This window comes from Amycolatopsis marina (genome assembly GCF_900111885.1).
GTDB classification, from domain to species: domain Bacteria; phylum Actinomycetota; class Actinomycetes; order Mycobacteriales; family Pseudonocardiaceae; genus Amycolatopsis; species Amycolatopsis marina.
On the sequence record NZ_FOKG01000001.1, the window covers coordinates 84,820 to 111,501 of the forward strand.

29 protein-coding genes, 1 tRNA gene and 1 pseudogene are annotated in these 26,682 nt (G+C 68.8%); 15 read left to right on the forward strand and 16 right to left on the reverse strand.

What is annotated here, in order from left to right:
• The first annotated feature begins 17 nt into the window (after positions 1–17).
• Positions 18–2,468: a helix-turn-helix domain-containing protein gene (locus tag BM199_RS00355; RefSeq protein ID WP_091667789.1), complete on the forward strand. Its 2,451-nt coding sequence runs from the start codon at positions 18–20 to the stop codon at positions 2,466–2,468.
• 151 nt (positions 2,469–2,619) lie between these two features.
• On the opposite strand, the gene BM199_RS00360 is transcribed toward BM199_RS00355, so the two are convergent.
• From BM199_RS00360 to BM199_RS00375, 4 genes are all read right to left on the reverse strand, one after another.
• Positions 2,620–2,707 (reverse strand) — tRNA-Ser (locus BM199_RS00360).
• A 102-nt stretch (positions 2,708–2,809) separates the two neighbouring features.
• Positions 2,810–3,019 (reverse strand): CsbD family protein, encoded by a 210-nt coding sequence (locus tag BM199_RS00365; protein WP_091667792.1) that lies wholly within the window; start codon positions 3,017–3,019, stop codon positions 2,810–2,812.
• Positions 3,020–3,116: 97 nt separating this feature from the next.
• On the reverse strand, positions 3,117–3,596 hold the full coding sequence (locus BM199_RS00370) for a nucleoside deaminase (protein WP_091667794.1): 480 nt from the start codon (positions 3,594–3,596) through the stop codon (positions 3,117–3,119).
• A gap of 11 nt (positions 3,597–3,607) precedes the next feature.
• On the reverse strand, positions 3,608–4,090 hold the full coding sequence (locus BM199_RS00375; protein WP_091667797.1) for a tRNA adenosine deaminase-associated protein: 483 nt from the start codon (positions 4,088–4,090) through the stop codon (positions 3,608–3,610).
• Positions 4,091–4,188: 98 nt separating this feature from the next.
• On the opposite strand from BM199_RS00375, the gene BM199_RS00380 reads away from it, so the two are divergent.
• Positions 4,189–5,415: a M20 metallopeptidase family protein gene (locus BM199_RS00380; protein ID WP_091667800.1), complete on the forward strand. Its 1,227-nt coding sequence runs from the start codon at positions 4,189–4,191 to the stop codon at positions 5,413–5,415.
• A 6-nt stretch (positions 5,416–5,421) separates the two neighbouring features.
• Complete coding sequence (locus BM199_RS00385; protein ID WP_281245637.1) at positions 5,422–6,399, forward strand: prephenate dehydrogenase; 978 nt, start codon at positions 5,422–5,424, stop codon at positions 6,397–6,399.
• Positions 6,400–6,533: 134 nt separating this feature from the next.
• On the opposite strand, the gene BM199_RS00390 is transcribed toward BM199_RS00385, so the two are convergent.
• Both BM199_RS00390 and BM199_RS00395 read right to left on the reverse strand, forming a co-directional pair.
• Positions 6,534–6,749, reverse strand: coding sequence for an antitoxin (locus BM199_RS00390; protein WP_091667802.1), 216 nt, complete (start codon positions 6,747–6,749; stop codon positions 6,534–6,536).
• Between the two features lie 105 nt (positions 6,750–6,854).
• The gene (locus tag BM199_RS00395; RefSeq protein WP_091667805.1) at positions 6,855–8,804 is read right to left on the reverse strand and encodes an FUSC family protein; all 1,950 of its coding nucleotides are present in this window, start codon (positions 8,802–8,804) and stop codon (positions 6,855–6,857) included.
• Between the two features lie 96 nt (positions 8,805–8,900).
• Between BM199_RS00395 and BM199_RS00400 the strand changes: the two genes are divergently transcribed.
• Positions 8,901–9,353 (forward strand): SRPBCC family protein, encoded by a 453-nt coding sequence (locus tag BM199_RS00400; RefSeq protein ID WP_091667808.1) that lies wholly within the window; start codon positions 8,901–8,903, stop codon positions 9,351–9,353.
• On the opposite strand, the gene BM199_RS00405 is transcribed toward BM199_RS00400, so the two are convergent.
• Both BM199_RS00405 and BM199_RS00410 read right to left on the reverse strand, forming a co-directional pair.
• Entirely contained in the window at positions 9,328–10,083 is a 756-nt protein-coding gene (locus BM199_RS00405; RefSeq protein ID WP_091667811.1) for an SGNH/GDSL hydrolase family protein, read from the reverse strand. The genes BM199_RS00400 and BM199_RS00405 overlap by 26 nt on opposite strands.
• A gap of 23 nt (positions 10,084–10,106) precedes the next feature.
• Positions 10,107–10,625, reverse strand: a complete 519-nt coding sequence (locus BM199_RS00410) for a GbsR/MarR family transcriptional regulator (RefSeq protein WP_091667814.1) — start codon at positions 10,623–10,625, stop codon at positions 10,107–10,109.
• Positions 10,626–10,719: 94 nt separating this feature from the next.
• On the opposite strand from BM199_RS00410, the gene BM199_RS00415 reads away from it, so the two are divergent.
• Positions 10,720–11,637 (forward strand): ABC transporter ATP-binding protein, encoded by a 918-nt coding sequence (locus BM199_RS00415; protein WP_091667817.1) that lies wholly within the window; start codon positions 10,720–10,722, stop codon positions 11,635–11,637.
• Entirely contained in the window at positions 11,634–13,265 is a 1,632-nt protein-coding gene (locus tag BM199_RS00420) for an ABC transporter permease (RefSeq protein ID WP_091667820.1), read from the forward strand. The genes BM199_RS00415 and BM199_RS00420 overlap by 4 nt, the downstream gene beginning before the upstream one ends.
• Positions 13,266–13,423: 158 nt before the next feature.
• Here BM199_RS00420 and BM199_RS00425 read toward each other — a convergent pair whose 3' ends face one another.
• Both BM199_RS00425 and BM199_RS00430 read right to left on the reverse strand, forming a co-directional pair.
• A complete protein-coding gene (locus tag BM199_RS00425; RefSeq protein WP_091667822.1) occupies positions 13,424–13,615 on the reverse strand; it encodes a DUF397 domain-containing protein in 192 nt (63 codons plus the stop codon).
• Positions 13,578–14,453, reverse strand: a complete 876-nt coding sequence (locus tag BM199_RS00430) for a helix-turn-helix domain-containing protein (RefSeq protein WP_177242418.1) — start codon at positions 14,451–14,453, stop codon at positions 13,578–13,580. The genes BM199_RS00425 and BM199_RS00430 overlap by 38 nt, the downstream gene beginning before the upstream one ends.
• 91 nt (positions 14,454–14,544) lie before the next feature.
• Between BM199_RS00430 and BM199_RS00435 the strand changes: the two genes are divergently transcribed.
• The 3 genes and pseudogenes from BM199_RS00435 to BM199_RS00445 all read left to right on the forward strand — a co-directional run.
• On the forward strand, positions 14,545–14,736 hold the full coding sequence (locus BM199_RS00435) for an HC3 family zinc finger protein (protein ID WP_091667828.1): 192 nt from the start codon (positions 14,545–14,547) through the stop codon (positions 14,734–14,736).
• Entirely contained in the window at positions 14,697–15,014 is a 318-nt protein-coding gene (locus BM199_RS00440) for a hypothetical protein (RefSeq protein ID WP_177242412.1), read from the forward strand. Before BM199_RS00435 ends, BM199_RS00440 begins: the two co-directional genes overlap by 40 nt.
• A gap of 81 nt (positions 15,015–15,095) precedes the next feature.
• A pseudogene (locus BM199_RS00445) lies at positions 15,096–16,154 on the forward strand (HNH endonuclease signature motif containing protein); the annotation flags it as partial.
• A gap of 103 nt (positions 16,155–16,257) precedes the next feature.
• Here the strand turns inward: BM199_RS00445 and BM199_RS34375 are convergent.
• Both BM199_RS34375 and BM199_RS00455 read right to left on the reverse strand, forming a co-directional pair.
• On the reverse strand, positions 16,258–17,298 hold the full coding sequence (locus BM199_RS34375; protein ID WP_091667833.1) for an LLM class F420-dependent oxidoreductase: 1,041 nt from the start codon (positions 17,296–17,298) through the stop codon (positions 16,258–16,260).
• A gap of 70 nt (positions 17,299–17,368) precedes the next feature.
• Positions 17,369–17,872 (reverse strand): hypothetical protein, encoded by a 504-nt coding sequence (locus BM199_RS00455; RefSeq protein ID WP_091667835.1) that lies wholly within the window; start codon positions 17,870–17,872, stop codon positions 17,369–17,371.
• Between the two features lie 83 nt (positions 17,873–17,955).
• On the opposite strand from BM199_RS00455, the gene BM199_RS00460 reads away from it, so the two are divergent.
• Positions 17,956–19,407 carry an NAD-dependent succinate-semialdehyde dehydrogenase gene (locus BM199_RS00460; protein WP_091667838.1) on the forward strand — a complete coding sequence of 484 codons (1,452 nt, stop codon included), beginning with the start codon at positions 17,956–17,958 and terminating at the stop codon, positions 19,405–19,407.
• A gap of 6 nt (positions 19,408–19,413) precedes the next feature.
• Here the strand turns inward: BM199_RS00460 and BM199_RS00465 are convergent, their stop codons facing one another.
• Together BM199_RS00465 and BM199_RS00470 are read right to left on the reverse strand one after the other, a co-directional pair.
• Positions 19,414–20,973 carry a BCCT family transporter gene (locus tag BM199_RS00465; protein WP_091667841.1) on the reverse strand — a complete coding sequence of 520 codons (1,560 nt, stop codon included), beginning with the start codon at positions 20,971–20,973 and terminating at the stop codon, positions 19,414–19,416.
• Between the two features lie 4 nt (positions 20,974–20,977).
• Positions 20,978–21,958, reverse strand: coding sequence for a transporter substrate-binding domain-containing protein (locus BM199_RS00470; protein WP_091667844.1), 981 nt, complete (start codon positions 21,956–21,958; stop codon positions 20,978–20,980).
• Between the two features lie 145 nt (positions 21,959–22,103).
• On the opposite strand from BM199_RS00470, the gene BM199_RS00475 reads away from it, so the two are divergent.
• Entirely contained in the window at positions 22,104–22,295 is a 192-nt protein-coding gene (locus BM199_RS00475; protein WP_091667846.1) for a hypothetical protein, read from the forward strand.
• Between the two features lie 52 nt (positions 22,296–22,347).
• Here BM199_RS00475 and BM199_RS00480 read toward each other — a convergent pair whose 3' ends face one another.
• A complete protein-coding gene (locus BM199_RS00480; protein WP_091667849.1) occupies positions 22,348–22,803 on the reverse strand; it encodes a nitroreductase family deazaflavin-dependent oxidoreductase in 456 nt (151 codons plus the stop codon).
• A 128-nt stretch (positions 22,804–22,931) separates the two neighbouring features.
• Between BM199_RS00480 and BM199_RS00485 the strand changes: the two genes are divergently transcribed.
• The 4 genes from BM199_RS00485 to BM199_RS00500 are packed head-to-tail and all read left to right on the forward strand — an operon-like array spanning position 22,932 to position 25,484.
• The gene (locus tag BM199_RS00485; RefSeq protein ID WP_091667851.1) at positions 22,932–23,651 is read left to right on the forward strand and encodes a TetR/AcrR family transcriptional regulator; all 720 of its coding nucleotides are present in this window, start codon (positions 22,932–22,934) and stop codon (positions 23,649–23,651) included.
• Positions 23,639–24,559, forward strand: coding sequence for a bile acid:sodium symporter family protein (locus BM199_RS00490; RefSeq protein WP_091667854.1), 921 nt, complete (start codon positions 23,639–23,641; stop codon positions 24,557–24,559). The genes BM199_RS00485 and BM199_RS00490 overlap by 13 nt, the downstream gene beginning before the upstream one ends.
• 36 nt (positions 24,560–24,595) lie before the next feature.
• Positions 24,596–25,051: a MarR family winged helix-turn-helix transcriptional regulator gene (locus tag BM199_RS00495; protein ID WP_091667856.1), complete on the forward strand. Its 456-nt coding sequence runs from the start codon at positions 24,596–24,598 to the stop codon at positions 25,049–25,051.
• Position 25,052: 1 nt separating this feature from the next.
• Positions 25,053–25,484 carry an OsmC family protein gene (locus tag BM199_RS00500; protein ID WP_091667859.1) on the forward strand — a complete coding sequence of 144 codons (432 nt, stop codon included), beginning with the start codon at positions 25,053–25,055 and terminating at the stop codon, positions 25,482–25,484.
• A gap of 57 nt (positions 25,485–25,541) precedes the next feature.
• On the opposite strand, the gene BM199_RS00505 is transcribed toward BM199_RS00500, so the two are convergent.
• The gene (locus BM199_RS00505) at positions 25,542–26,678 is read right to left on the reverse strand and encodes a peptidoglycan-binding protein (protein WP_091667862.1); all 1,137 of its coding nucleotides are present in this window, start codon (positions 26,676–26,678) and stop codon (positions 25,542–25,544) included.
• Between the last annotated feature and the right edge of the window lie 4 nt (positions 26,679–26,682).

A 26,682-nucleotide genomic window follows, 5' to 3' on the forward strand; every position in this document is an offset into this window, starting at 1 on the left:
CGGGGACGAAACAGCCCATGGCACCGCCCGTCGAGATCGTGCTGGACGAGCCGACCCGGCAGCTGTGCGACGCCGTGACCCTGGGTAGGCAGGATCCGGTCCGCCTGGCCATCCTCGCTCCTGGTGGCTACGGCAAGAGCGCGGTACTCGACCATCTCGAGCAGGGCTGTCTGCGTGCGGGCACCCCGGTGGCCCGGTTCCGCCCGCCGCACGCCGAACCGGCGCTGGTGCTGGTCGACGACGCGCACGAACTCACGGGCCCCGAGTCCGCGGAGCTGTTGCGGATCGCCGCCGACGACCGATTCGGCCTGGTGATCGCCGCCCGCCCCGCCCCGAGGCCTGCCGGGCTGAACGAGGTACTCGGCAGGTTGCGCGGGCAGCTGGTGTTGCGGCCGCTCGACCAGAGCAGGATCGGCAAATTGGCGGGCGGGGTGCCGCCCCGGCTGACCGAGTTCGTCCGCACGCAGACCGGCGGTGTGCCGGGCTTCGCGCGGGACCTGCTGAGGACACTGGACAGGACCGGAGAGCCCACCGTTCCTCCCGCGGCGCTCACCTCGTTCCAGCACGAACTCGACCGGGCGGACGAGGATGTGCTGCAGGTGCTGCTCGCGGCGGAGATCGGCGCCGGAGGCAACGCGGGACTGCTCGCCGGGCTGTTGGAGTCGTCCGCACAGCGGGTCGGCGAGGTGGTCGAGGTCGCCCGCGCCACGGGCATGCTCGGCCAGGACGGGGCACTGCTGCCGATCGCCGGCGCGGCACTGCGCGCGCTCGTGCCCGCCGACCGGCGCAGGACGGTGTTCGGCAGGCTCGCCCGGCTCCAGCTCGACCGGGGTGGACAGGTGCTGCCGTTCGTCCGTCCGCTCCTCGGTTCCGTGCACGGTCGTGCGCAGCACGGGAACAGCGACACCACGACGGCAACCGTGTTCGCGGCTGCCGCACAGGAGGCGACCGCGAACGACCCTGCGCTGGCCGCCCGGCTGTACGACGCCGCCGTCGCCGCGGGCCTGCCGCCGACCGAGATCGGCGCGAAGCGAGCGGAGGCAGCGGCGCGAGCGGGCGACCTCGACTCCGCCCTGCGCCTCGCGGACGAGGTGATCGCCGCCGCCGACGCGCCCGCGCGCGCAGAGGGAGCGATGGTCGCGGGGGCCGCGCTGGCGCACCGTGGGCAACTGGCCCGCAGCGCGCAGTTGTTCCGCTGGTCTGGCACGAACCTGTCGAGCGTGTTCGCCACGATCGGGCTGCTGGGCACGGGGCGGCTCGACGACGCGCGGCAGCAGTTCGAACACCCGCCGGCGAACGAGCCGCCCACACTGCTCGCCGGCGCGATGTCCGCCGCGGCACAGGGACTGCTGGAGTCCGTCTCCGGCTCGCCGACGATGGCGCTGTCCACCCTGGCCAGTTCGGCGGAGATGCTGGAACCGGTCGGCAGGTCGGTGCTGATGCCGGACAGTCCGGCCGCTCTCGGCGCCCTTGTGGCGCTGCACAACGGCGAACTGGCCATCGCGGAGACACTGCTGGAGCGGGCGATCGCGGCGGAGTCGGGCGGTCGCGTGCTCACGGCGCGACACCGTCTGCTGCTGGCCTGGGTCGCGATGGTGCGCGGGGACGCCGAAACAGCGTCGAGCAGGCTGGCTGCGGCCGGATCGGAATTGACTCCGAGGGACTGGCTGTTCGCGGTCGCACTTCGGGTCGGCCTCGCCCGCAGGGCAAGCGACGTCGCCGGGCTGCGGCGGATCTGGGGCCAGGCAAGGGAAGCGGTCATCCGCCACCCGGTCGACCTCTTCACCTTCCTGCCGTTCGGTGAGTTCGCGATCGCGGCCGCCCGACTCGGCGAACGTGACCGGCTGGCCCCGCATCTGCGGCAGGCGAGGGAACTGGCCCTTTCGCTCGGTGACCCACCACTGTGGACAACCGCGCTGCACTGGAGTGGGCTGCACGCCGCGATCACCGCCGAACGTCCGGAGGAGGCACGGGAGGAGGCCGCCGCGCTCGCGGCAGGCTCGGGCCCGTACCCGGAGGCTCTGGCAGCGGCCGCGACATGCTGGCTGCGGGTGGTCGGCGGCGAGATCGACCGGGACGAGGTCGAAGCCGCTGCCAGGGGTTTGCACGATGCCGGACTGTGGTGGGACGGGGCCCGGCTGGCCGGGCAGGCCGCGATCCGCACACCCGATCGCAAGGCGATGGTGGTGCTGCTGGAGACGGCCCGGATGCTGCAGGGCGGGCACGTCCAGGCGCCGCGCGCGGAGGAGGCGGCCGCGGACCCCGCGGGCGCGCCCCGGTTGAGTGAGCGCGAACTGCAGGTCGCGGAACTCGTCGTCGCGGGGATGACCTACAAACAGGTCGGCGACCGGCTCTTCATCTCGGCGAAAACGGTGGAGCACCACATGGCACGCATGCGTCAGCGCCTCGGCGCCGCCAACCGCAGCGAACTCCTCACCCGCCTCCGCACCCTGGTCCTCCCCGACTGACCCCGACTTGGCAGATCCCGGGCCCGAGTTGGCAGATCCGCGGGCGAGCCGCCGCACCCCGCGATCGACCAAACAGGCTCGCGTCGTCCACCTGACCCAGCAAACAGCACAAGGCGGGTATCGGAAACCCGATACCCGCCTTGTGTGAGAGCGGTAGCGGTGGGATTTGAACCCACGGACGGGGGATACCCGTCACGCGCTTTCGAGGCGCGCTCCTTCGGCCGCTCGGACACGCTACCGGGGAACACCCTACCGGACGCCTTTCGCGCGTTCGAAAGCCCCTTCCGGACACGAACACGACCCGGGCGACCGCTGCCGGCCCGGGCCCTGTCGCCACGCGGTCAGTTCTTGGTGAACTTGTCCTTCATGTCCTGAGCGGCGCCGGTGGCCTTGTCGCTGAGGTCGTGTGCGGCCTCCTTGGCCTCGCCCGACGTCTGGTCGGCCTTGCCCGAGTCGGTGAGGCTTTCGTTCCCGGTGACCTCGCCGAGCTTCTCCTTCGCCGTCCCCAGCGCCTGCTCGGCCATGTCCTTCGCCTTGTCGAAAAGACTCATCGGATCAATCCCTCCTGCCAGTGGCGGGCCCGGAAGCGAGCCGCACACAAGGACAGACGTCTCCTGTGCCCGGAACGTCACGTTGCCATGACCCAGTTCACTCTTCAGGAGGACGAACCCGCTGCCCGGCGAAGAACTCCTCCAGCAATCCGGCGCATTCCTCGGCCAGCACCCCGCCCCGCACCTCGGGCCGGTGGTTGAGCCTGCGGTCCCGCACGACGTCCCACAGCGACCCGACCGCGCCGGTACGTGGTTCCCAGGCGCCGAACACCACCCTGGACACCCTGGCGAGCACCAGTGCCCCGGCGCACATCGTGCACGGCTCCACCGTGACGGCGAGGGTGCAGCCGTCGAGCCGCCAGCCGTCGCCGTACACGCGAGCGGCGGCCCGGATGGCCAGGATCTCGGCGTGCGCGGTCGGATCCGCGAGTTCCTCACGCGCGTTGTGTGCCCCGGCGAGTTCCGTGCCGTCCGGACCGAGCACGACCGCGCCGATCGGCACGTCCGCCGTGTCCCGTGCCGCTCGCGCGAAGCCGAGCGCGGTCCGCACGGCGGCGTGGTCCGGGTCCTCCGGCATGTCGATCTGGCTCAGATCTCGTCCAGCAGGGCCGCGAACTGCTCACCGAAGCCGCATCTCTGCGCGATCATCTGCAACTGCTCGTCCGGATAGAGATCGACCTCGCCCACGATCACCTGCAGTTCGGCCCCCGGAAGGCCGAGATCGGCGAGCACGTCGAGATCACCCTCCGGCCACACCGAGTCGTCGTCCTCGTCCGGCGGGTCCACCCGCAGGAGGTCGAGAACGTCGGCCGCGATGTCGTAGTCCAGCGCGGCAGCCGCGTCGGAGAGCAGCAACGACGCCCCGCGCGGGCTGGGCCGCACGATCACGAAGAACTCGTCGTCCACCGCCAACAGGCCGAACACCGCGCCGGTCGAGCGCATTTTTCCGAGTTCTGTGATCGCGGCATCCAGTTCCGCGAGCGCAGCCGTATCCAACGGGCTGCACCGCCACTGACCGTCCTCCCGGACCACGGCCACTGCGAATCCCGTGATCGGCTCCTTCACCGCCATGCGCACACCGTATTCCGCCTGTCAGCCGAAAGCACGCGCAGCACCCCCGAGCGGCGCGTGGCGCCCCGATCGGGGCCTCCGTGTGGAGAATTGCGGGCATGGAACCAACCGATCTTCCCTCCCTGCCGGATGCGCGCTTCGCCGGGCTGCTGGCCGAGGCCGAGGAGCTGCAGCCGAGGACCGTCGAACTGCGGCGCGCCATTCACCAGCACCCCGAAGAAGGCCTTGAGCTCCCCCGGACCCAGCAGGCGATCCTGGCGGCGCTCGAAGGGCTGCCGCTGGAGATCCAGCTGGGCAAGTCCACCAGTTCGGTAACCGCCGTGCTGCGCGGCAGGCTGCCGGGCCCGGCCGTACTCCTGCGCGGCGACATGGACGCGCTGCCGCTCACCGAGGACACCGGCGTCGACTACGCCTCGGCGACCGAGGGCACCATGCACGCCTGCGGTCACGACACCCATGTCGCGATGCTGGCTTCCGCGGCCCATCTGCTCTGCGCGCATGTCGAGGAGCTGGCCGGGTCGGTCGTCTTCATGTTCCAGCCCGGTGAAGAGGGCTATCACGGCGCGCGGCACATGATCCATGAAGGCGTGCTGGACGCCGCGGGTGAACGGGTCGAACGGGCGTTCGCCCTGCACACCTACGCCAACCTGGCCAGCGGAACCATCGCCAGCAGGCCCGGGCCGATCCTGGCCTCCGCGGACCGGTTCGAGGTGCGGGTGATCGGCAAGGGCGGGCACGGGTCGGCACCGCACCTGGCCATCGATCCGGTTCCGGCGGCCGCCGCCATGGTCGGCGCGCTGCAGACGATGGTCGCGCGGCGAGTCAGCGTCTTCGCTCCCGCTGTCGTGTCCGTCACCCGGATCACCTCGGGCACGACCAGCAACATCATCCCCGAGGTCGCGGATCTGGAAGGCACGATTCGCACCCTGTCCGAGCGCACCAGGGCGCAGATCCGGGAGGAGCTGCCGAAGGTCTGCGAAGCCATCGGGCAGGCACACGGCTGCCGGGTGCTCGTGGACATCGAGCCCGGCTACCCGGTGACGGTGAACGACGACCGGCTCGGCGAGCACGTGGTGGCGCTCGCGGGCGAGGTGCTCGGCGAGGACAACGCCGAACTCATGGCCGACCCGCTGATGGGCGCGGAGGACTTCTCCTACGTGCTGCAACGCGTTCCCGGCGCGTTCGCCTTCCTCGGCGCCTGCCCACCAGGCACAACACCGGAGGAGGCCGCGCCCAACCACTCCAATCGGGTGCACTACGACGAGGCCGCACTGCCGAGCGGCGTCGCGATGTACGCGGCGTTTGCCCTCGACGCCCTTCGTTAGGGCAGGATGTCGCTCGTGCGAGAGATGTGCGTGATCGGACTCGGGTTGATCGGCGGCTCACTGCTGCGCGCGGCGACCACCGCGGGCAGGACGGCGTGGGGCGCAACGGAGTCTACTGTGGACGTTGAAGCTGCCACAGTGGACGGCTACGACGCCGGAACCGACGTGGCCGCCGCGTTGCGCAGGGCCGCGGAACGCGACGCCATGGTGGTGCTGGCGGTTCCACTGACGGCCGTCGACGACGTGTTGCGACAGGTCGGTGAACACGCATCCGGGTGTCTGCTCACCGACGTGACCAGTGTGAAGGGGCCGATGCTCAGCTCGGTTCGGCGACTGGCGCCTTCGGCGAGGTACGTGGGCGGGCACCCGATGGCGGGCACCGCGCGGTCGGGCTGGGAGTCGGGCAGGTCGGCGCTCTTCGCCGGTTCGGCATGGGTCGCATGTGTCGAGGAGGACACCGACCTCTCCGCGTGGGCCGAGGTGGCCGAGCTGGCACTGGAGATCGGCGCGCGGGTGGTGCCGCTGCCCGCGGCGGTGCACGACGAGGTCGTGGCGCGGATCTCGCATCTGCCGCACCTGCTCGCCGCCGTGCTGGCAGGTGTCGGTGCGCAGGGCGGCCCGCTGGCGGCGACGCTCGCGGCGGGCTCGTTCGGCGACGGGACACGGGTGGCCGGGACACGGCCGGAGCTGGTCAGGGCGATGACCGAGGGCAACAGGGACGCGCTGCTGCCGATCCTGGACGAGGCGCTCGGCAAGCTGGGCGCGGCACGTGGGTCGCTCGCGTCGACCGGGGGCCTTGCGGCGACCATCAATGCGGGCAACCAGGCGATCCGGACCATGGAGGAACTGCGTGCGAGCAAGCGGGCGGGGGTCCGCGTGGATCTCTCCGCCCCTGAGGCGCGCGACGGGCTCTGCGCACTCGGCGAGCGCGGCGGCCGCATCACGGCGATCGACGGCACCGTCGCGATCGGCGAGGTCGCCTGACCCCCGTCCCCCGGCGGGAAACGCACTTTCCCGGGAAAGTGTCGCTCCAGGTCTGACACTTTCTCGGGAAAGTGCGATACGTGCGCGTGCAAGTAGGGCACTTTCCCGGGAAAGTGCCCGCTTACCAGCTGGGGTTACTGCGGGGGCTGCTGCTGACCGCCTTCTCCGCCCTCGTCGCGGTTGATGAAGCCCTTGGCCTTCTCCGTCGCGCTGTCGATCTTGTCGGAATGCTCGCCGAACCTGGACTTCGCGGCCTCGCTCGCCTTGTCCACGCCCTGCTCGGCCTTGTCACTGTGCTGACCGAGCGCGTCCTTAGCCTTGTTCTTCATGTCGTCGAAGTTGATACCCATGAGATTCCTCCTTCTCCGTAAGAAAATTCGCGGCCCCCTCCATCCCAACCGGACTCAACGGAGTTCGCAACGCGAGCGCGGCCGAACCTCACCCACACGGGGTGGTTATCCACTCTGCCTACGCCGAAACGTGAACCACGAGCGAGTGAAGTCTGGACCGCGGACAGCCTCAAAGGCGGCATTGACCTGCTCCGCCACCCCGGCGAGCCGCTCCGAATCCGGCAACTCGACGTCCACCGGCTCGCGCTGCTCGCGCACCGCGGCCGCGAACTCGGCGAGCGCCGCGGTGAGCAGTCGGACATCGGCGGAATCGGGCGGATCGGCACCACGCTCGATCGCGACCACGACCTCTGTCACCGCGTCCGCCACTCGTTCCAGTCCCACGATCACCGGCCACCATGCGGCGGCCTGCCTGCCGGCCGCCGAGGGCTCCACCACCGCTTGCTGGAACGCGGTGCGCAGGTCGGCGAGGCCGCGGTAGGCGCGCCGCCTGCGGCGAGAACGGACGGTGCGCTCCTCGGCGGACTCCGCAGGGCGCAGGCCCCGCTCGACGTAACGCGCCACCGTGTCGGCGACCTCGGCCAGCCTGCCGCCGACGCGCGGGCGCATGCTGCCGGGCCAGAGCAGGTAACCGAACACCAGCACGATCGCGCAACCGAGCACCGTGTCGACAAGGCGGGCCAGGACGACCGCCCAGTCGCCCCGGCTGGCCAGATCCATCTGCACGATGATCAGCGGCGTGACGAACGCGCTGAGGATGCCGTAGTTGCGCACCTTGCCGATCGCCACCCCGGCCGCGAAGATCACCACCAGCCCCACCAGCAACCAGCCCTGGATACCGGCCCCCAGCACGAGCGCGCCGATGCCCACTCCGGCCACGGTGCCGATCCCGCGCAGGACCGCGCGACCGAACACCGAGCCGAAGTCGGGTTTCAGGACGATGCCCACGGTGAGTGTGATCCAGTAGGAACGCTCCACCGGCAGGACGAGACCGGCCCCTTCGGCCAGTGCGACGCACAGAACGAGCCGGAGCGTCGCGAGCCAGGTCAACGGCCCCGCGAGGGACACCGCCCACTCCCGCAGCACCGACCACGGTGACGTTCGCTCCCTGCGTTTTCGCTCGGCCCCGTGGCCGATGGTGGCCAGCCCCGCATACAGGGCGGCGAGGACGCGGTCAGTGGGCCGCTCGGGGCCCAGCGTGGGGGCAGGGGGCAGTGGTGTCGCCGCGAGCACCGCGGTCGCGACCGCGGTGAGGTGTTCGATCACCTCGGGCGGAGCCTTGCGGCCCGCGTGTGTCATCGCCACCCCGGCCTCCACCGCGGGCGTCGCGGCCGAGAGCAGGTTGAGCAGCGAGCGGTAGGTCTCGTCCCGGCCCGATAGCCAGGACCTGGCGCCGAGCATCCGGTCGTATGCCGTGTTCAACGCCGTGGTGAGCTGGTGCCGGGCCGCCCGCGAGGTCGCGTCGTCCTGCGCGGACAGCATCGCGGCCAGCTCGATGAAGACGTGTGCGACGGCCGTGCGCTCCGGTGACGTCGCCCGGACGGTCCACCCGGCCAGTGCGACCAGCAGGCCCCAGCCCCCGCCGAGGAGGAAGCAGACCATCGCCAGGTCGGCGGGCACACCCATCGCGTGCTGTCCCGTGCCGAGCACGGCGAACACGAACAACTGCAACGCCGCGACGCTCGCGTTGCTGCCCGCCGCGCTGACCAGTGCGGACACCGCCGCGACCAGAACGACGGTGACGAACGACGCCACGGTGTTCGCACCGCTGAGCAATCCCGCGGCGAACCCAGCCGAAGCCGCGGCGGCCGCGCCGCCAAGGCGGATCGCACGGTAGCGGTAGGGCCCGGTCGACTCGGCGAGCACGGTGGGCAGTGCACCGGTGGACACCAGCGCCCCGGTGCCGATGTCGCCGAGGGCGTAGCCGACGGCCATCGGGACCGCCATGGCCAGTGCGGCGCGTATCGCTCTGGTCCAGGGAATCGGCGCCGGGGTACTGCGCAGGAGTTGGACCAGCCAGATCGGGGCAGCCAGGTCTGCGCGGTTCGACCGCACGCGGTCCTCCTCCCCCTGCTGTGACGGTTGCCACTGCCACGTTCACCACCGGCCGTGTTCGTTACCGTCACGGCAACAACGAGCCGGGAGGCATCGATGCCAGCGAGGACATTCTCCGTCGAAGTCAATCGGAGCAGCAGCGCGAGTGCGGCTGAGTTGTTCCGGCTCGAGACGGACGGGGAACTGTGGTCGAGCTGGGCGCGGCCACTGGTGCCACAGTCCGGTTGGGAACGTCGGGGCGACCCCGAACCCGGTGGGGTCGGCGCTGTCCGGAAGGTCGGACTGTGGCCGCTGCTGCTGCGCGAAGAGACGCTCGAGTACGAACAGGACCGCCGCCACGTCTACGGCTTCGCGGGCCCACCTGCCCCGTTGAAGGAGTACCGGGCCGAAGTGTCGTTCACTCCGAACGCCGAGGGCGGCACGGACATCCGCTGGCGCGGTACCTTCGTGGAAGGGCTGCCCGGCACGGGACCGATGACCAGGGCGGTGCTGCGAGCAGCGCTCACGTTTCTCGCGGCTCGGCTCACGAAGGCGGCCGAACGGGCCTGAGCTGTTCGATCGGCGCGAGGGCTGCCAGCTGTTCGGCCCAGATCCGGTACCCGGCCGGGCCGGGATGAAAGCCGTCGTCGGCGAACGAGTCCGGATCCAGCAGCGCAGCGGGCATCGGAGCGTGCAGCACTCCTGGCAGGGCGGCCAGCTCTGCCGCGGCCGAGTCGAGGACCCGTGAGCGGATGCCGAGTACGGCGCGCAGTGGCTGGGGAAGAGTCGGGAACCGGCTCATCGGGGGCACGCCGGCGAGCAGAACGGGCGGCGCCCCGAGGCGGGCGCGCAGCGCGCCGATCAGCCGCAGGAGGTCCTGCCGGTAGCGGGTGGCGCCGTGCAGGCCGACGGTGTCGTTGACGCCGAGGGCGATCACCACCAGGTCGGCGCGGCGCTCGCAGGCGCTCTCGAGCAGTTCGGCGTGCACGGTTCTGGCGTCGGCACCGGAACGGCCGAGCGCCCGCCAGCGCACCGCTCTTCCCGAACGTTCGGCCAGCGCCGAGGCGAGCTGGCCGGTCAACGCCTCTTCATGGTCGCGCGCTCCGACACCCGCAACCGTCGACTCGCCGAGAACCAGCAGGTCCAGGGGACTTCCGGCGCCGGTACCGCCACCGGTCGGACCAGCGGCGTCAGGCAGGCGCGGGGTGGTCCGCCGCACTCGCCGTCCCTGAATCAGGAGGGCCGGAGCGAGCAGCACGGTCGCGGCGGTGGCAAGCAGAGGGCGAGCCGATGAGATCATATAACAACGTTATCTTACTTCTGTCAGCCGGCTTTGCGCTGCTCTTCCTCGCGCTGCCGATGCCAGCGTTCGAACAGCACGGGCAGCTCCCTGACCATGAAGTCGAGGAAGCCGCACATCTCGCCGAGCCGCCGTCCCGCCGGAGTGTCCTCGCCGAGGACGGTCAGGCCCTCGGCGGTCGCGTCCCGCCACATGACCATCATGCGGTCACGCTTGAGGAACGTCGCGTACCAGAGGTCGTCGACGAGGCAGTAGTGGTCGCGGCGTCCGCCGGGCTCCCGGCGTTTCGCGACAAGGCCGAGCTGGTCGAGAAATCGGACCGCACCCGAGACCGCGGCCGGACTGACCTCCAGCCGCTCGGCGAGCTCGGCCGCGGTGAGCTGACCGCTGTCGGTGGACATCAGAGTGGCGAAGACCCGAGCGGCCATCCGCTGGAGGCCGATCTCGGTCAGCACCATGGCGAGCTTCTCCACGTAGTGCTGGACCTCCGTTTCGTCCCGGTCGACGTTCGGATCACGCTGCGACTGCGGCCTGCTGGACATGACTCCATCCTCTCCGACGGCGGTGGAAGGTCCCACCCGTTATATACGTTTTCTTAACTTCACAACTTTGTGAAATCACAGTACGGTCTGATGCATGACCAACGCCATCACGATCTCCGGCCTACACAAGTCGTTCGGGCCGACCAAGGCCCTCGACGGCCTCGACCTGAACGTCGCCACGGGCGAAGTGCACGGGTTCCTCGGTCCGAACGGATCGGGGAAGTCGACTACCGTTCGGGTGCTGCTCGGCCTGCTGCGCGCCGATTCCGGCGACGTGCGGCTGCTCGGTGGCGACCCCTGGCACGACGCCGCGTCGTTGCACCGCAGGCTCGCCTACGTTCCCGGCGACGTCAATCTCTGGCCCAACCTGTCCGGTGGCGAGGTGATCGACCTGCTGGGGAGGTTGCGGGGCGGCCTCGACCCGCGGCGCCGCAAGGACCTCATCGAACGCTTCGACCTCGACCCGAGGAAGAAGGGGCGCACCTACTCCAAGGGGAACCGGCAGAAGGTCGCCATCGTGGCCGCATTGGCGTCCAATGTGGAGTTGCTGATCCTGGACGAGCCGACGGCGGGACTCGACCCGCTGATGGAGGCGACGTTCCAGTACGCCATCCAGGAGGAGCGCGAACAGGGCAGGACAGTGCTGCTCTCCAGCCACATCCTCGCCGAGGTCGAGGCGCTGTGCGACAGGGTGAGCATCATCCGCAACGGCCACACCGTCGAGAGCGGCACCCTGTCCGAGCTACGCCACCTCACCCGCACATCCATCTCGGCGGAGCTCGCAGGACACCCGAACGGCCTGAGGAACCTGCCGAACGTGCACGACCTGCGCATCGACGGCAACACGGTGCACTTCGACGTCGAGACCACCGGGTTGGACGAGGTGCTGCGCAGGCTCACCGAGGTGGGCGTGCGCAGCTTGACCAGCCAGCCGCCGACGCTGGAAGAGCTGTTCCTGCGGCACTACACGAACGAGGCTTCGGCACCGAAACCGGAAGCGAGGACCCGATGAACCGGCACACGGGGACGACGACAAAAGCGGGCCCCAACGTCGGCACCAGGCACCTGGTCCGGCTGGCCCTGCGCCGTGACCGGATCATTCTTCCACTGTGGATTTTGCTGCTCGGCATCATGCCCGCGAGCACTGCGGGAACCTTCGAACAGCTCTACCCGACGATGGCCGAGCGCGCGGGCCTGACCTCGGCGATGCAGGCGAACCCGTCGATCGCGGTGCTCTACGGGCCCGCGTTCGACCTCTCCACGGCAGGCGGTTTCGTCGCCTGGCGGCTCCTTGGGTTCATGGCCGTGTTCATCGCGCTGATGGCGATCTTCACCGTCACCAGGCACACCAGGGCCGAGGAGGACACCGGACGGGGCGAACTGCTCGGCTCCACGGTCGTCGGCCGGTACGCGATGCTCACCGCCGCGGTCATCGTCGCGGGTGGCACGAGTGTGCTCATCGGCCTGATCCAGATAGTGACACTGGCGGGCTCAGGCCTGCCGATGGCCGGTTCGCTGGCCTTCGGCCTTGCCACCGCGACGACCGGGCTGGTGTTCACGGCGGTGTCGGCGGTCGCGGTGCAGATCGCGGAGTACTCCCGCACGGCGAACAGCATCAGCTCCGCCGTGCTCGGTGCCGCATTCCTGATCCGCGGGGTCGGTGACGCGAACGCAGGCGGCGACCTCGGCTGGATTTCGTGGCTCTCGCCACTGGGCTGGCCACTGCAGCTGCGGGCGTTCGCCGACGAGCGCTGGTGGGCGCTGGGCCTGTCGCTGGTGACGGCCGTCGTGGTCGGCGCAGTCGGCTACAAACTACTGCCCCGACGCGACTTCGACGCCGGAATCCTGCGGGGCAAGCCAGGGCCCGCCACCGCGGCCCCGACCCTGAACAACCCGCTGGCACTCGCGTGGCGGCTGCACAGGGGTTCCCTGATCGGCTGGTCGGTCGGCTTCGCGGTGTCCGGGCTCATGATGGGTGCGATCGCCAACGGAATCGGCGACATCATCGGTGACAGCGAGCAGGGCAGGCAGATGTTCGAGCGGATGGGTGGCTCGAGCGGGATGATCAACGCCTTCCTCGCCGCGATGACCGGCATGTTCGGCATGATCGCCGCCATCTACGGCGTCCAGGCCACACTGCGGATGCGCGCCGAGGAGGTGGCCGTCCGGGTCGAACCGCTGCTGGCGACACGGGTGAGCAGGCTGAGCTGGACCGCCAGCCACCTGACGTTCGCGTTCCTCGGTACCGCGCTGATCACGGTGATCGCGGGATTCACCACCGGCCTGGCACACGGACTGCAGGTTGGCGACGTCTCAGGAGCACTCGGCGACGTACTGGCGGGCACCCTGGTGCAACTCCCCGCGGTCTGGCTGATCGTCGGGGTCGCCGCGGCGATCTTCGGCCTGCTGCCGAAGTACACCGCGGCCGCATGGGGAATCGTGCTGGCGGTGCTGCTGCTCGGCTGGCTCGGCCCGGCACTTCAACTGCCCCAGGTTCTGCTGGACCTCTCGCCGTTCACCCACGTTCCGAAGATCCCGGGGTCGGAGTTCACCGCCGCCCCGCTGGCCTGGCTGATCGCGATCGCCGCCGTGGCGTTGGCAGCCGGACTCACCGCCTTCCGCCGCCGCGACATCGGCTAGGACCCGGGGGTGCGAATGCCGCCCTGCCTGCGTCGGGGCAGGCAGGGCGGCCCTTTCGGCGCGCAGGTGCCAGCGCAGGGATGGTGCGCCTGCAAGTACCACCAAGCAAGATCACCGGCACCGCCAACCACCCCCAACCGCACTTTCCCGGGAAAGTGCTACTGGCTTTGAGCTTGACTGGCAGCGAGCACTGCGAGGAAAACCGACCACGCGCCTGGGGTGAGCGCCAGTGCACCGTCGCGACGAGCCTTGGTGTCCCGAACCGCGACTGTCTCGCCGAACGCAACCTCGACACAGTTGGAGTTCGACCCGCTATAGCTGGACTTCCTCCAGCTGACCAGCTCCGCCATGGTCCTTCCACCTCGCCTGGATTCGGGTGATGAGCTGAGCTGATTCTGTCTCACTCAGCGCAACGGCAGCGAGATGGGGGACTGTCTCCAGATAGGCCCCGGTCTGCCAATCCTCGTCCATGAACACACTAGAGCGGAGCAGCTCCACGAGGACTACAGGCGGCGCACCGAGGAACTCCAGGGTGAGGAACGCGCCAAGTTGCCCCCGATGGGGACCTGCATCGCTCGGCACAACCCGGACCGACACATTGCGGCGCTGCCCTGCCTTCCGTAGTGCCGCGAGCTGATTGGCTGAGATTCCCGCGTCACCGACAGGGGCACGCAAGGCGGCCTCGCCGATGTAGGCGGTGTACTCCACCCCTTGATCGAGGATGCTCTGGCGTCGCGCCCTCGCGGCCGCTCTCACCTCCACGGCATTGGCGGGAATGCCATCGGCGAGCATCCATTCCGTGGCGTATTCCCTGGTCTGTAGCAACCCCGGGACGAGGAGCGGTGCCCAGTCTGTGATGCGGATAGCCTCGCTCTCGTAGTCGGCCAGCGTTGCCGACTCCTTCGGCAATCCCCAAAGCCCCTGCTCCCACCAGCCCGGCTCGTCCATCGTGCGCGCCGTTGCCAGCAGGTCGTCGCGCAACTGCCCGCGTACCCGGTAGACACCTAACAGTTGCGCGACTTCCTCGACCGTCATGTTGCGCTTGCCCGTTTCCAGTCTGGACAGCGTCGACTTGTCCCAGTCGATCGCCTCAGCCGCCTCGCGCACGTTCAGTCCGGCGCTTTCTCGACAAAGCCGCAACTGCGCTCCCAGCCCTTTGGCCTTCGCACCAGGTGCTTTGCGTGGCACGAGAACCTCCCCTGTCTCGTTGTTGCAACACGATTGCACTCAGCATACGAATGACTACCGTTGTTGCAACACGACACCGGGGAGGCGAGTGATGTTGCGGTGGCAGCAGGCAGAAGGACAGCGGCATGCGCTGGACGGACGGGCACCGAGCGAGGGTGGCGCGTTCGACGCCTTGTGCGGGAAGACGGTGACGGTTCGGCGCGGCGACATTCCGGACCTCGGCGGGCATTGGTTCGACCCGACATGCTGGGATTGCGATTGCGCTTGGCGGGCACGACTGTGACGCCGGAAGACCGGGTGCTGCTGGACCGCGTTCGCGCCCTGCACTCGACCCTGACACATCGCACCGTGTTGCTCGCACACGTTCAGTCCGATGTGGACGTCTTTGCCGAAGGGTTGCGGGACCTGGGTCAGGACTTACGCGACCTCGGGGACGACATGTTGTGCCGGGTCGCGGAACTCGACCTGGCGGACGCTCCTCCACACACGACACTTTCCCGGGAAAGTGCTTGGTGTGCGGGAGAACTTGCCTCTTTCGGGCCGCTCGTCGGGCCGAAGTGACCGCTTACCGACAGCGGGCTTCGATAGAACGCGTGTTCGAGTAACGTTAGTGGGGTGGACGTTGATGAGCAGGTGATACCCGTGTGGCAGCTTTCCGAGGGGGAGCTGCTCGGCGGCCTGCTCGAGTCCGAAAAGGCCTTGCGGCGGCAGTACGGGCGGATGCTGGATTTCGTCGGCGAAGTGGAGAAGCGCGGTTCGGCCGTGACGCAAGGGTATGCGGGAACGGTGTCGTTGTTGATGATGGCGCTGCACCTGACTCGGAGTGAGGCGAAAGCCCGCTTCGCGCAGGCCACCACCCTCATGCCATTGGCACAGGAGGCGTTGCGGACGGGGGAGATCGGTACGGCGCAGGTGCGGGAGATTCAGAAGGTGCTTGCCCACGCGCCGGACACCCTGCCCGAAACCGAACGGCTCGCCACGGAGAACACATTGGTCGAACTCGGGCGTCAGGCCAACTCCACCGACGTCGCCAAGGTCGGGCAGCGGATCCTCGGGCACTGGGACATCGAGAACGCTCCGCCGAAAGACCGGGAACGGCCTGCAGGGCCGTATCGGGAGTTCCATGGTCGGTATCGCCGGGATGGGCAGTACGTGTTCTCCGGCGAACTGGACCCCGAATCCGCCGGGGAGCTGGAAGGTGTCCTGCATCCGCTGGCCAAGCCCAGCCCGGCGGATGCCGACGGAGCCCCTGATCGTCGCAGTGTCGCGCAGCGGCAGGGCGACGGGTTAGCGGAGATCATCAGCCTCGCCGCCCGCGCCGACGACCTGCCTGTCACGGGCGGTGAACGCGCCGTCGTGACCGTCACCGTGTCGCTGGCCGAGCTGGAACAACGCGCCCAAGCCGCGACGCTGGGCGCCTCCGGCTACACCAGCATCGACCAACTCCGCCGCTGGTGCTGTGAAGCGAAGGTGCTGCCCGCTGTGCTCGGCACCCGAGGCGAAGTGCTCAATCTTGGCCGCAGTGCACGCACCGCCAGCTCCGCCCAACGCCGGGCACTGGCCATCCGCGACGGCGGCTGCGCCCGACCGGGGTGCACACGCAGTCCCAAGTGGACTCAGGTTCATCACGTATGGCACTGGATCGACGACGGACCATCCGATCTCGACAATATGATTCTCGTGTGCGCCAAACACCACCGGGAACTGCATCACACCGGCTGGACCGTCCGCATCCGCCACGGCACCCCGGAGTTCATCCCACCCGAGTGGCTGGATCCGGAGCAGAACCCCATACGCAACGCCGCTACGCCGTCAGTTCCCGAACCTGACGGATCAGCTCCACTCGCTCGTCGGCGGTATTGCCGAGCGGCTGCACCAGCAACGTGGTCACACCGGCCTCGGCATACGCGGCAACCCGTTCCCTGACATGCCCCTCGGGGCCGACCAGGGAGATCGCGCGCAGCAGTTCGGCGGGCACTGCGGCCGCGGCCTCCATCTTCTTGCCTTGGAGGTAGAGGTCCTGGATCTCCTTGGCCTCCGCCTCGAAGCCGTAGCGGCAAGCGAGGTCGTTGTAGAAGTTCTTGCCCTTCGCGCCCATGCCACCGACGTAGAGGGCGATCATGTGCCGGTAGGGCTCCAGCAGGTGCTCCACATCCTCGCCGATGGCCAGCGGCATGCTCGCGATGGTGTCCAGCTCACCGAGCTCGGCGGCTCGTTTCGTCTTGCCCTCAGCCAGCGCGGGGCCCCAGACGTCGGCGGCCTTCTCCGGGTAGAAGAAGATCGGCTGCCAGCCTTCGGCGAGTTCGGCCGTCAGCGCGACGTTCTTCGGGCCGAGTGCGGCGAGCAGGATCGGGATCCGCTCCCGGACCGGCTGGTTGATCAGCTTGAGCGGCTTGCCCAGCCCGGTGCCCTCCTCCGGCGGCAGCGGAATCCGGTAGTGCCTGCCCTCGTGCACCACACGCTCACGCCGCCACACCTGGCGGCAGATGTCGATGATCTCGCGGGTGCGGGCGATCGGGGCGTCGTAGCGGACGCCGTGGAATCCCTCGATGACCTGCGGGCCGGACGCTCCCAGACCGAGAGTGAACCGGCCCCTGGACACGTAGTCCAGGCCGGCGGCGGTCATCGCGGTGAGCGTGGGGGTCCGGGTGTAGATCTGCAGAATCCCCGATGCGAGCTCCACCCGCTCGGTCTTGGCCGCGAGGTAACCGAGCTGACTCACCGCGTCGAAGGAGTACGCCTCCGGGACGAAGATGATGTCGAGACCGGCACGCTCGAACTGCACCGCCTCCTCGGCCATGTCGATGAAGTTGCCCGCGTAGTTGAGCTGAGTGCCGATCCGCATGCTGCGCCCTCCACGTGATTTACATGCCGCGTGGAACGTAACACCTGCGGGTGTTCGGGAGGAGGTGAGTTCAGTCGCGCTCCTGGACCGAACCCGACTCGTCGACGACGAGATGGGCCTGCACGCCACCCGGCGGACACTCGGTCCCGTTCGGATAGGTCAGCTCGGGCGTGACCTCGAGTTCCTGCCGCACCACCTGACCGTCCGCGCCGGTCAGGGTGAGCGTCGCTCGCACCGGGGCCTGCGGCAGATCCCGCAGATCCGCGAACGCGTTCTTCCGCCCGTTCTCGCTCACCTGCGCGGAGCAGTTGTCCTCGGGGCCGTCGCCGGTGCACGTGGTCTCGCCCGCCTCGGTCGACGGCCTGAGCTGCAGGTCCCGCTGCACGCACTCGCCGTCCCAGCACACCTGCAGCGTGCCACCGGTGACCTGCTCGGCGATCGGGGCGGCCACGTCGACGCCGATACCCGGCGGCGCACCGATCTCGGTACATATCTGACCGCCTGGTCCACCCGACCCGCCGCCACAGCCGGTCACGGCGACGAGCAGTAACAGCAGCCACGGGTATCTACGCATATCCGACAGACGTTGCCGGCCCGGAGCAGGGTTGCATCGATCGTTCCCGGCATGTCCTGGGCGCAGACCGGGTATCCGCGACCATGACTGAATTGAGCGACCGAAACCCCACCCAGCTCTTCGTCGACGGGAAATGGCGCGAGGGTGCCTCGGGCGCCCGGTTCCCGGTGATCGACCCGGCCACGGAGGACACCCTCTCCGAGGTGGCCGACGGCCAGCGCGAGGACGCCCTCTCGGCAGTGGAAGCCGCTGCCGCTGCCCAGGCCGAGTGGGCCGTCACGCCACCGCGCGAGCGCGGGGAGATCCTGCGCCGCGCCTGGCAGCTGATGACCGAGCGCGCCGACGAACTCGCCCGGCTGATGACGCTCGAGATGGGCAAGAGCCTCAAGGAGTCCCGCGCCGAGGTCACCTATGCCGCCGAGTTCTTCCGCTGGTTCTCCGAGGAAGCCGTCCGCATCGACGGCCGGTACGCGCGCGATCCGTCGGGCGCCAAGCGCACCCTGGTCACGAAGCAGCCGGTCGGCCCCTGCCTGCTGATCACCCCGTGGAACTTCCCGCTGGCCATGGGCACCCGAAAGATAGGTCCCGCCATCGCGGCGGGCTGCACGATGGTGCTTAAACCGGCCCAGCTCACGCCGCTGTCGATGCTGAGCCTAGCCGCGTTGCTGACCGAGGCAGGCCTGCCGGACGGGGTGCTGAACGTCGTACCGAGCACGTCGGCAAGCCGCATCGTGGCCCCTGCACTGGAGGACCCCCGCATCCGCAAGATGTCCTTCACCGGCTCGACCGAGGTCGGCAAGAAGCTGGTGGAGCAGTGCGCGGGCAACCTGCAACGGATGTCGATGGAACTCGGCGGAAATGCCCCGTTCCTGGTGTTCTCCGACGCTGACGTGGACGCGGCGGTCGAGGGCGCGGTCGCCGCGAAGATGCGCAACAACGGCGAGTCCTGCGTCGCGGCCAACCGGTTCCACGTCGCGGAACCGGTCGCGGAGGAGTTCACCCGGCGGCTGACCGCCGCGATGGCGGAGCTGCGGACCGGACCGGGTACCGAGGAGGGCGTCTCGGTCGGCCCGTTGATCAACATCGGCCAGCGCGACACCGTCGTGGAACTGGTCGCCGACGCGGTGGATGCCGGCGCGACCGCCACCACCGGCGGTGAGGTGCCGGAGGGCAAGGGCTTCTTCTACCCGCCGACGGTGCTCGCGGACGTACCGGCGAACGCGCGAATCCTGCGCGAGGAGGTGTTCGGGCCGGTCGCCCCGATCACCACCTTCACCGACGAGGAGGACGCGCTGCGTCAGGCGGCGGACACCGAGTTCGGGCTGGTGGCCTACCTCTACACCCGCGACATCGACCGGGCCGTCCGCGTCGGCGAGGCACTGCCCACCGGAATGGTGGGCATCAACACCGGAATCGTGTCGAATCCGGCCGCCCCCTTCGGCGGCGTCAAGGAGTCCGGCTTCGGCAGGGAAGGCGGCGTGGAGGGCATCGAGGAGTACCTGGACACCAAGTACATGTCACTGGCGTTGGGCTGAGCATCCTCAGGTTCGCGAACGGGCCTTTCGGACGTCCACCCTCCCGGCCTTGACGTCGGCGCGCAGGTCCTTGACGAAGCCGACACACATGGCGATGAGGACGAGCACGAAGGGCGACGCGACCACGATCGCTCCCCACTGGAGGGCATCGAGCCCGCCGACGATGAGCAACATCAGCGCGACGAGGCCGACGAGCAGCCCCCAGCACACCGTCAGCCACTTCTTCGGGTCGGGATTACCCTTCGAGGAGAACGTGCCCAGCACGATCGCGCCCGCGTCGGCACCACTGACGAAGAACACGGCGGCGAGCACGACCACAGCGAGGCTGGTCACCGTGGCCAGCGGGAACGCCTGGAGCACCTCGAACAGGGCGGCCTCAGCACTCTCGCCCGCCGCGGAGGCGACGTCGACCTCGCCGGAGAACTGCAGGTCCAGTGAGGTGCCACCGAGCACCGAGAACCAGACCACGGTGGCGACGCTCGGCGCGATGAGCACACCGAGCACGTACTCCCGGATCGTGCGCCCGCGGGAGATCTTGGCGAGGAAACTGCCCACATAGGGTGCCCAGGAGATCCCCCATGCCCAGAAGAAGATCGTCCAGTTCTGCATCCAGGTGCCGTCGTCGAACGCACCGGTCTGGAAGGACATCGGCAGGAAGTTGAACAGGTAACCGCCCAGCGCCTCGGACAGCAGGTCGAAGATGAACTTGAACGGCCCGAGCAGGAGAAGGAACAGCATCAGCCCGATCGCCAGCACGACGTTGAAATCGGCGAGGCGTTTGATCCCCCTGTCCACTCCGGCGACAGCGGAGAACACAAAGGCGATGGTCAGCAGTCCGACCACGAGCACCAGGACGAAGGTGGAGCTCTGGATGCCACCGACGAACCGCAGGCCGGCGATGATCTGCAGGGTGCCGAGACCGAGGGTCACCGCGTTGCCGACCAGTGTCGTCACGATCACCCAGGTGTCGATGCTCCTGCCGACCCCGCCGTCCGCGCGATCGCCGAGCAGCGGTCGCAGCGTCGACGTCACCAGCGAACTGCGGCCCTTGTTCATGGTCGTGTAGGCGAAGGTGAGACCGGCGACGCCGAAGAACGCCCACGGGTGCAGTGCCCAGTGGAAGATCGAGTACTGCATCCCGACGACCGCGGCCTCTTCGGTGCGCGGTGCGGGCCCACCGGGTGGCGGCTCGGCGTACAGCAGGACCGGCTCATAGGCGCCGTAGAAGATCAGGCCGATGCCCACACCGAGGGCGAACATCATCGAGATCCAGGAGAACGTGGAGTACTCCGGACGATCATCCGGCTTGCCGAGTCTGATCCTGCCGAAGCGACTGAAGGCCAGGTAGAGGATGAAGAACACGAACCCGGCGGTGGCGAGCACGAAGACCCAGCCGAACCAGTCCGCGATGAACGCGTAGACGTGCAGACCGGCCACCCGCAACTGGTCACTGAAGATCAGACCGACGGCGAGAAAGATGATCGCGAGCGACGCCGCGACGACCGTAACCGGCAGGTCGATGCCCGCACGCCAGCCCTGCCTTGCGGAGTTCTTGTCCGAGGACACCCGGTCACCTCGGCAACGGGTCGAGGTAGGCGCCTGCCGTACCGGTTCGGCACAACTGCTCGGTCGTGACGTCCGACGGTGGCATCTCTGCCCTGGTGAAGCCGTACGGTTCGGTGAGCGGCAGAATCCTGCCCTCCCGGCGGAGCGCCGTCAGTTCGGAGTTGAACGCGTCCCGCAGCGCCTGATCGGTCTTGCGGAACGCCGCACCCCCGCAGCCGAGCTGGGGCTGCCCTTCCACGGCAGGCACGAACGGGTCCAGCACCTCGACCAGTTCGGCGGGCTCCCCGCCGTCGAGGGCGGGGTCGTCGGGCCTGTCCGGTGGCGGTTCCTGCGCGCGCAAGGAGTCCACGAGCGCCCGCAGCGACACGCTGGTCAGGGTGAAGGCGTCCGCATCGTTCTCCGCCACCGCCTCCACACCTTCGCGCTGAGAAGCGACCACCCTCAGCCGCTCTCGCGCAACGCCTGCGGCAGCGGCATAGCTCTGCTCCGCGGTCCCGCCGAGCACGGCCAGTTTCGCCTCCCTGGCCGCGACCGACGCGTAGTCGCTCAGCCCGACCGGATTTCCCTTCCGGACGAGCAGAGCCGCCCGGGCGCAGTAGATCGGCGCGGAGAACAGGGCCAGATCGCATCGCGGCCCGCCGATGAACATCCCGGCAGCGACGGCGTCGTACCTGCCGGAGTTGAGGCCTTCGAGCAGGTAACGGAAGAGCGTCCGGACGCCCACCACCTCGACTCCCTCGCCGACCAGACGCTCGAACACCACTCGGTGCACGGCGGGCAGCGCGCCGAGCAGGCCGTCGTCCTCGTAGGCGAAGGGCCGTTCACCCGCATGACCGAGCCGGACAACTCCCTCCCGCCTGATCCGCTCGAGGGTGTCGCCGAAACCGAGTTCGGCGCATGCCGTCGTGAGGCCGGAGGTCATCGCGACGGCGCCGGTGGCGAGCCCGGCTCGGAGAATCTCCCGCCGGGACCAGGGTCCCCGCATTACCACGTCGCCCCTCCCGACTGCTGAACAACCACGTCCGCACTTACCCGTTCCAAGCGGACTCAATCTTCGGTCCTGCCCGCAGGCGGCGCAGTGCGACTAGGGTCGGGATGAACAGCACCGCCGCCGTCCCCGGGAGGGCCCGATGAAACCGTGGTTGCTGCTCACTGCCGGAATTCTGCTGCTCACCCTCGGGGCGATCTGGGGGCTGCAGGGCATCGGGGTGATCACCGGAAGCCCGATGACCGGGCAGAAACTCTGGTTCGGTATCGGCCTGGTGTGCGCGGTCGCGGGCCTGGCGTTGATGGCGGCAGGCACCCGCCGGACCAGCCGCTGAGCCCAACGAGACGCTTCGCGACGCTGAGCCCGCCCGTCACGCTTCGCGCCGTTCAGGCGGTCTCCACCCGGAACACCGGGTAGCCGGGAGCGATTTCCCTGAGCTTCTCGGTGGGGGCACTGGCGTCGACTCCGTCGAAGAACATTCCCACCTCGAACGCCCAGCGCTTGAGGTAGGCGCGGAGCAGTTCCGGCTTGGCGTCGTCGTCCAGCTCCATGGCCGTGAACGTCTCCGCACGCCTGCCGAGGCGTAGTTCACCACCACCCGCGGCGCGGAGGTTGCGCACCCACTGGGTCCGGCCGCGTGGCGCCACGAGATACCGCTCGCCCTCGAAGGTCATCAGGTTCACCGGGTTCGTGCGCCACTGCCCGCTCTTCCGCCCCCGCACCGCGAGCACCCGGCTGCCCCACAGGCTGATCCCGAGCCGAGTCAGGCCGGAGACCGTCCTGTGCAGGATGGCCTCGTAGCGCTTGGGCTCGATGTACCGGTGCGCGTTGTCCTGGGTCATCACGTTCTCCCTCACTTTGCGAGAGCGGTGCTCTCTGTTGTGGCACAGTCAAACAAGAGCGCCGCTCTCTGTCAAGAGCGCCGCTCTTTATTTGGTGCGCCGCTCTCCTGTCTGGCACAGTGTCCGGCGTGACCAGCAGCCGCACCGCCCGCCAGCGAGCACGAGCCGAGCTGACCCAGGAAATCAAGGACAGGGCTCGCAGACAGCTCGCCGAAGTGGGCGCCGACGGCCTTTCCCTCAGGGCCGTGGCACGGGAGCTGGGCATGGTTTCCTCAGCCCTCTACCGCTACTTCGCCAGCCGGGACCAACTGCTGACCGCGTTGATCATCGACGCCTACAACGCGCTGGGCGACACCGCGGAGGCAGCCGTCGAAACGGCGGACACGGCTCACGAGCAGTGGCTGGCGCTCTGCCACGCCGTGCGGGGATGGGCGAAGGCGAACCCGCACGAGTACGCGCTCATCTACGGCTCCCCGATCCCGGGCTACCAGGCGCCGGAGGACACCATCGCTCCCGCCAGCCGGGTCGCGATCGCCTTCATCGGCATCCTGGCCAGGGACGAGGCCGAGCACGGCCTGCGCCCGCCGCTGCCCGGTCCCGAGCTCACCCCGGTGCTCGATGGTCAGCTACGGCGACTTGCCGCCGACCTGGCACCCGATCTGCCGCCGGAGGCACTGGGCAGAGCCATCTTCGCTTGGACCCAGCTGTTCGGCATGATCAGCTTCGAGTTGTTCGGGCAACTGGTCGGCAGCGTCGACCCAGCAGACGAGTTCTTCGCCCACTCGGCCAGTCAGCTGGCGGAGTTCGTCGGACTCCGGAGGCAGCAAGGAGAACCGTGCACGCAGTAAAGACAGTCAGCGCCTTCGTCGGCCGCTGGTTCGCACTGATCGTCGTACTCGCGGGCGCGGCGGCGATGGCGTTCCCCAGCTCTTTCGACGGATGGGGTCCCGCGGTTCCGTGGCTGCTCGCGGTGATCATGTTCGGCATGGGCATGACGCTGCGCGGCAGCGACTTCGCCTACGTCGCCAAGCGCCCGGTCGCGTTCGCCATCGGCGTCGGCGCTCAGTTCGTGGTCATGCCCGCACTGGGCTGGGCCATCGCGAACGGCCTCCAGCTCTCGCCGGACCTCGCGGCCGGCGTGATCCTGGTCGCCTGCGCCCCGGGCGGCACGGCGTCAAACGTGATCGTCTACCTGTCCAAGGGCGACACCGCACTGTCGGTGGCGATGACCTCGGTGTCCACCCTCCTCGCCCCGCTGCTCACCCCCGCGCTCGTCCTGCTGCTGGCCGGGGAGTACCTGCCGGTGGGCTTCGGCGATCTCTTCGTGTCGATCATCAAGGTCGTCCTCGCCCCGGTGCTGCTCGGCCTGCTGCTGCGCCGCCTCGCCGCCCGCGCCATCGAGAACGTCCTGCCCGTGCTCCCGCTGGTCTCGGTCGCCGGTATCGCGCTCGTCGTGATGATCGTCGTCGCGGCCAGCGCCCCGACACTGGCCACGGTCGGCGTACTCGTCCTGGTCACGGTGGTCCTGCACAACCTGCTCGGCCTTTCGCTCGGCTACGCCGTCGCCCGCGCCTGTCGACTGCCGGAACCGGCGCGCCGGGCGATCAGCATCGAGGTCGGGATGCAGAACTCCGGTCTGGCCGCGAGTCTCGCGACGACCCACTTCAACCCCGCGGCCGCGCTTCCCGCCGCGATCTTCTCCGTCTGGCACAACGTCTCCGGATCGCTCCTCGCAAGTTACTGGGCCCGAAAGTAAATTGCGCACAATTTAATTGTGGACTAGGTTGGCGTCATGTCCGACGCCAACCGCGCACTGCTGCTCGAGGAGCAGGTGTGCTTCGCGCTCTACGCGGCTTCCAGGGCGGTCACCGACACCTATCGCCCACTGTTGTCCGAGCTCGACCTCACCTATCCCCAGTACCTGGTCCTGCTCGTGCTGTGGGAGCGCGACGGGCGGCCGGTCAAGGAGATCGCCGCTGATCTGCACCTCGACTACGGCACCGTCTCGCCGCTGCTGAAACGGCTGCAGGCCAGGGGACTGCTCACCCGCGAGCGGCTGGCTGGCGACGAGCGCAGCGTGACGGTGAACCTGACCGACGAAGGTAGGGCGCTACGCGAGCGAGCCGCGCCGATCCCTTCGGCGATGAGCTGCAGCATCGGCCTCGACGAGACCACCCGGCGGGACCTGATCCGAACCCTGCGCGACCTCACCGAGGCCGTGCGAAGCACACCGACAGAAGGAGATTGAAATGCCGAGTCGCGACGCCACCACCCACTGGGAAGGCGGCCTGCAGTCCGGAAAGGGCACCGTCACCCTCGATTCCTCGAACGCCGGGCAGTTCCCGGTGTCGTTCCCGACGCGGGCGGGCGACCCCGAGGGCCAGACCAGCCCCGAGGAACTGATCGCCGCCGCGCACTCCTCCTGTCTGGCGATGAACCTCTCCGGAGTCCTGGAGAAGGAGAACCTCACCGCGACCTCGCTGGACGTGAGCGCGGAGGTCACCCTCGGCCCGGACACCAACGGCTTCAAGATCAGCGGAATCGCGATCACCCTGCGCGCCAACGTGGACGGTGTCGACGAGGAGAAGTTCCAGCAGTTCGCCAAGGCGGCGAAGGACGGCTGCCCGGTGAGCAAAGCGCTCTCCGGAACCACCATCACGCTGGACGCCGCACTCGCCTGAGGGGACACGAGGAGTGGAAACGGCCTAGTTTCGGCCGTCCCCACTCCTCGTGCACTGCTACTTGCCCGACTGAAGCGCGGCCCACGTCTTGGAGCCGACGATCCCGTCCGAACCGAGCCCACGCGAGGACTGGTAACTCTTCACCGCCGAGGTGCTCTTCGGCCCGAAGTGACTGTCGACCGCCAGCTTGGCGCTCGTCGCGGCATTCAACGAACGCTGCAACCTGCTCACCGCACTACCACTGGAGCCGTTCTGCAGCGTCGGCGTGCTGCCCCGCGAGAGCAGCGCCGTCCAGGTGTGTGAATCCACCGTCCCATTCGCCGGCAATCCCACCTTGGCCTGGAACTTCTTCACCGCTGCGACCGTCGCATCGTCCATGGTGCCGTTCGGATCACCTTCACCGAAGTCGTGCCCGGCAGCACGCAGAAGACACTGGGCGATGCTCGCCTGGGCGTTGGTCGAGCCCGGAGCCAGCTTCGAGTAACTGCTGCGGTTCAATTGGACACTGATGCAGCTCTTGCGACCGGACACGAGGTCGGCGGCGGCCTGCTGGCCCTTGCTCACCGCGTCGGCGTGGTTCTCGATCGGGCTCGCCTTCACTCCGGGGAAAGCGATGTAGTCCACGACTTTGCCGGAGACGCCGCCGGTGCGCGGATTGGGGTTGATACCCAACGCCTTGGCCAGCGCGTAGGAGCCCTCCCCGATCGCATCCTTCGGTCCCCGGTCACCGACGACCGCGTAGACGACCTTTCCCTTGTAGACAACCGCGACGACAGTTCCGCCAGGGACATTGGATTGGTCGTGATTCCACGTCGACGTGGCCTGGGGCACCACGACGAACGGCAGCTTGTCCGCGATCAGTGGCTTGCCGTCCGACTGTGGGAACGACGTCTGCGGCTGGAAGTACGGGTCCGTCGACTTGTTGCAGTTCGTGGTGCGCTGGCCGTCGCAGTCGATGGTCATCCCAGAGCGCCAGTGCACCGCGTTTCCGGTGGCACACACGGGAACCGTCCGTGATTGACCGCTGCGCTCGCCGTACTTGCCGTTCGAGATCTGCTCGGTGCAGTTCTGCACCGCCCCGCTCAGCTGGTCACCGGTCGGCGGATCGGCCGCCTGTGCCGGTGCGGTCGCGATAGCCGTGGCTCCACCGGCGACCAGGAGCCCGACCGCCAGTTTCGCCAGAATCCTTCGCATCGTC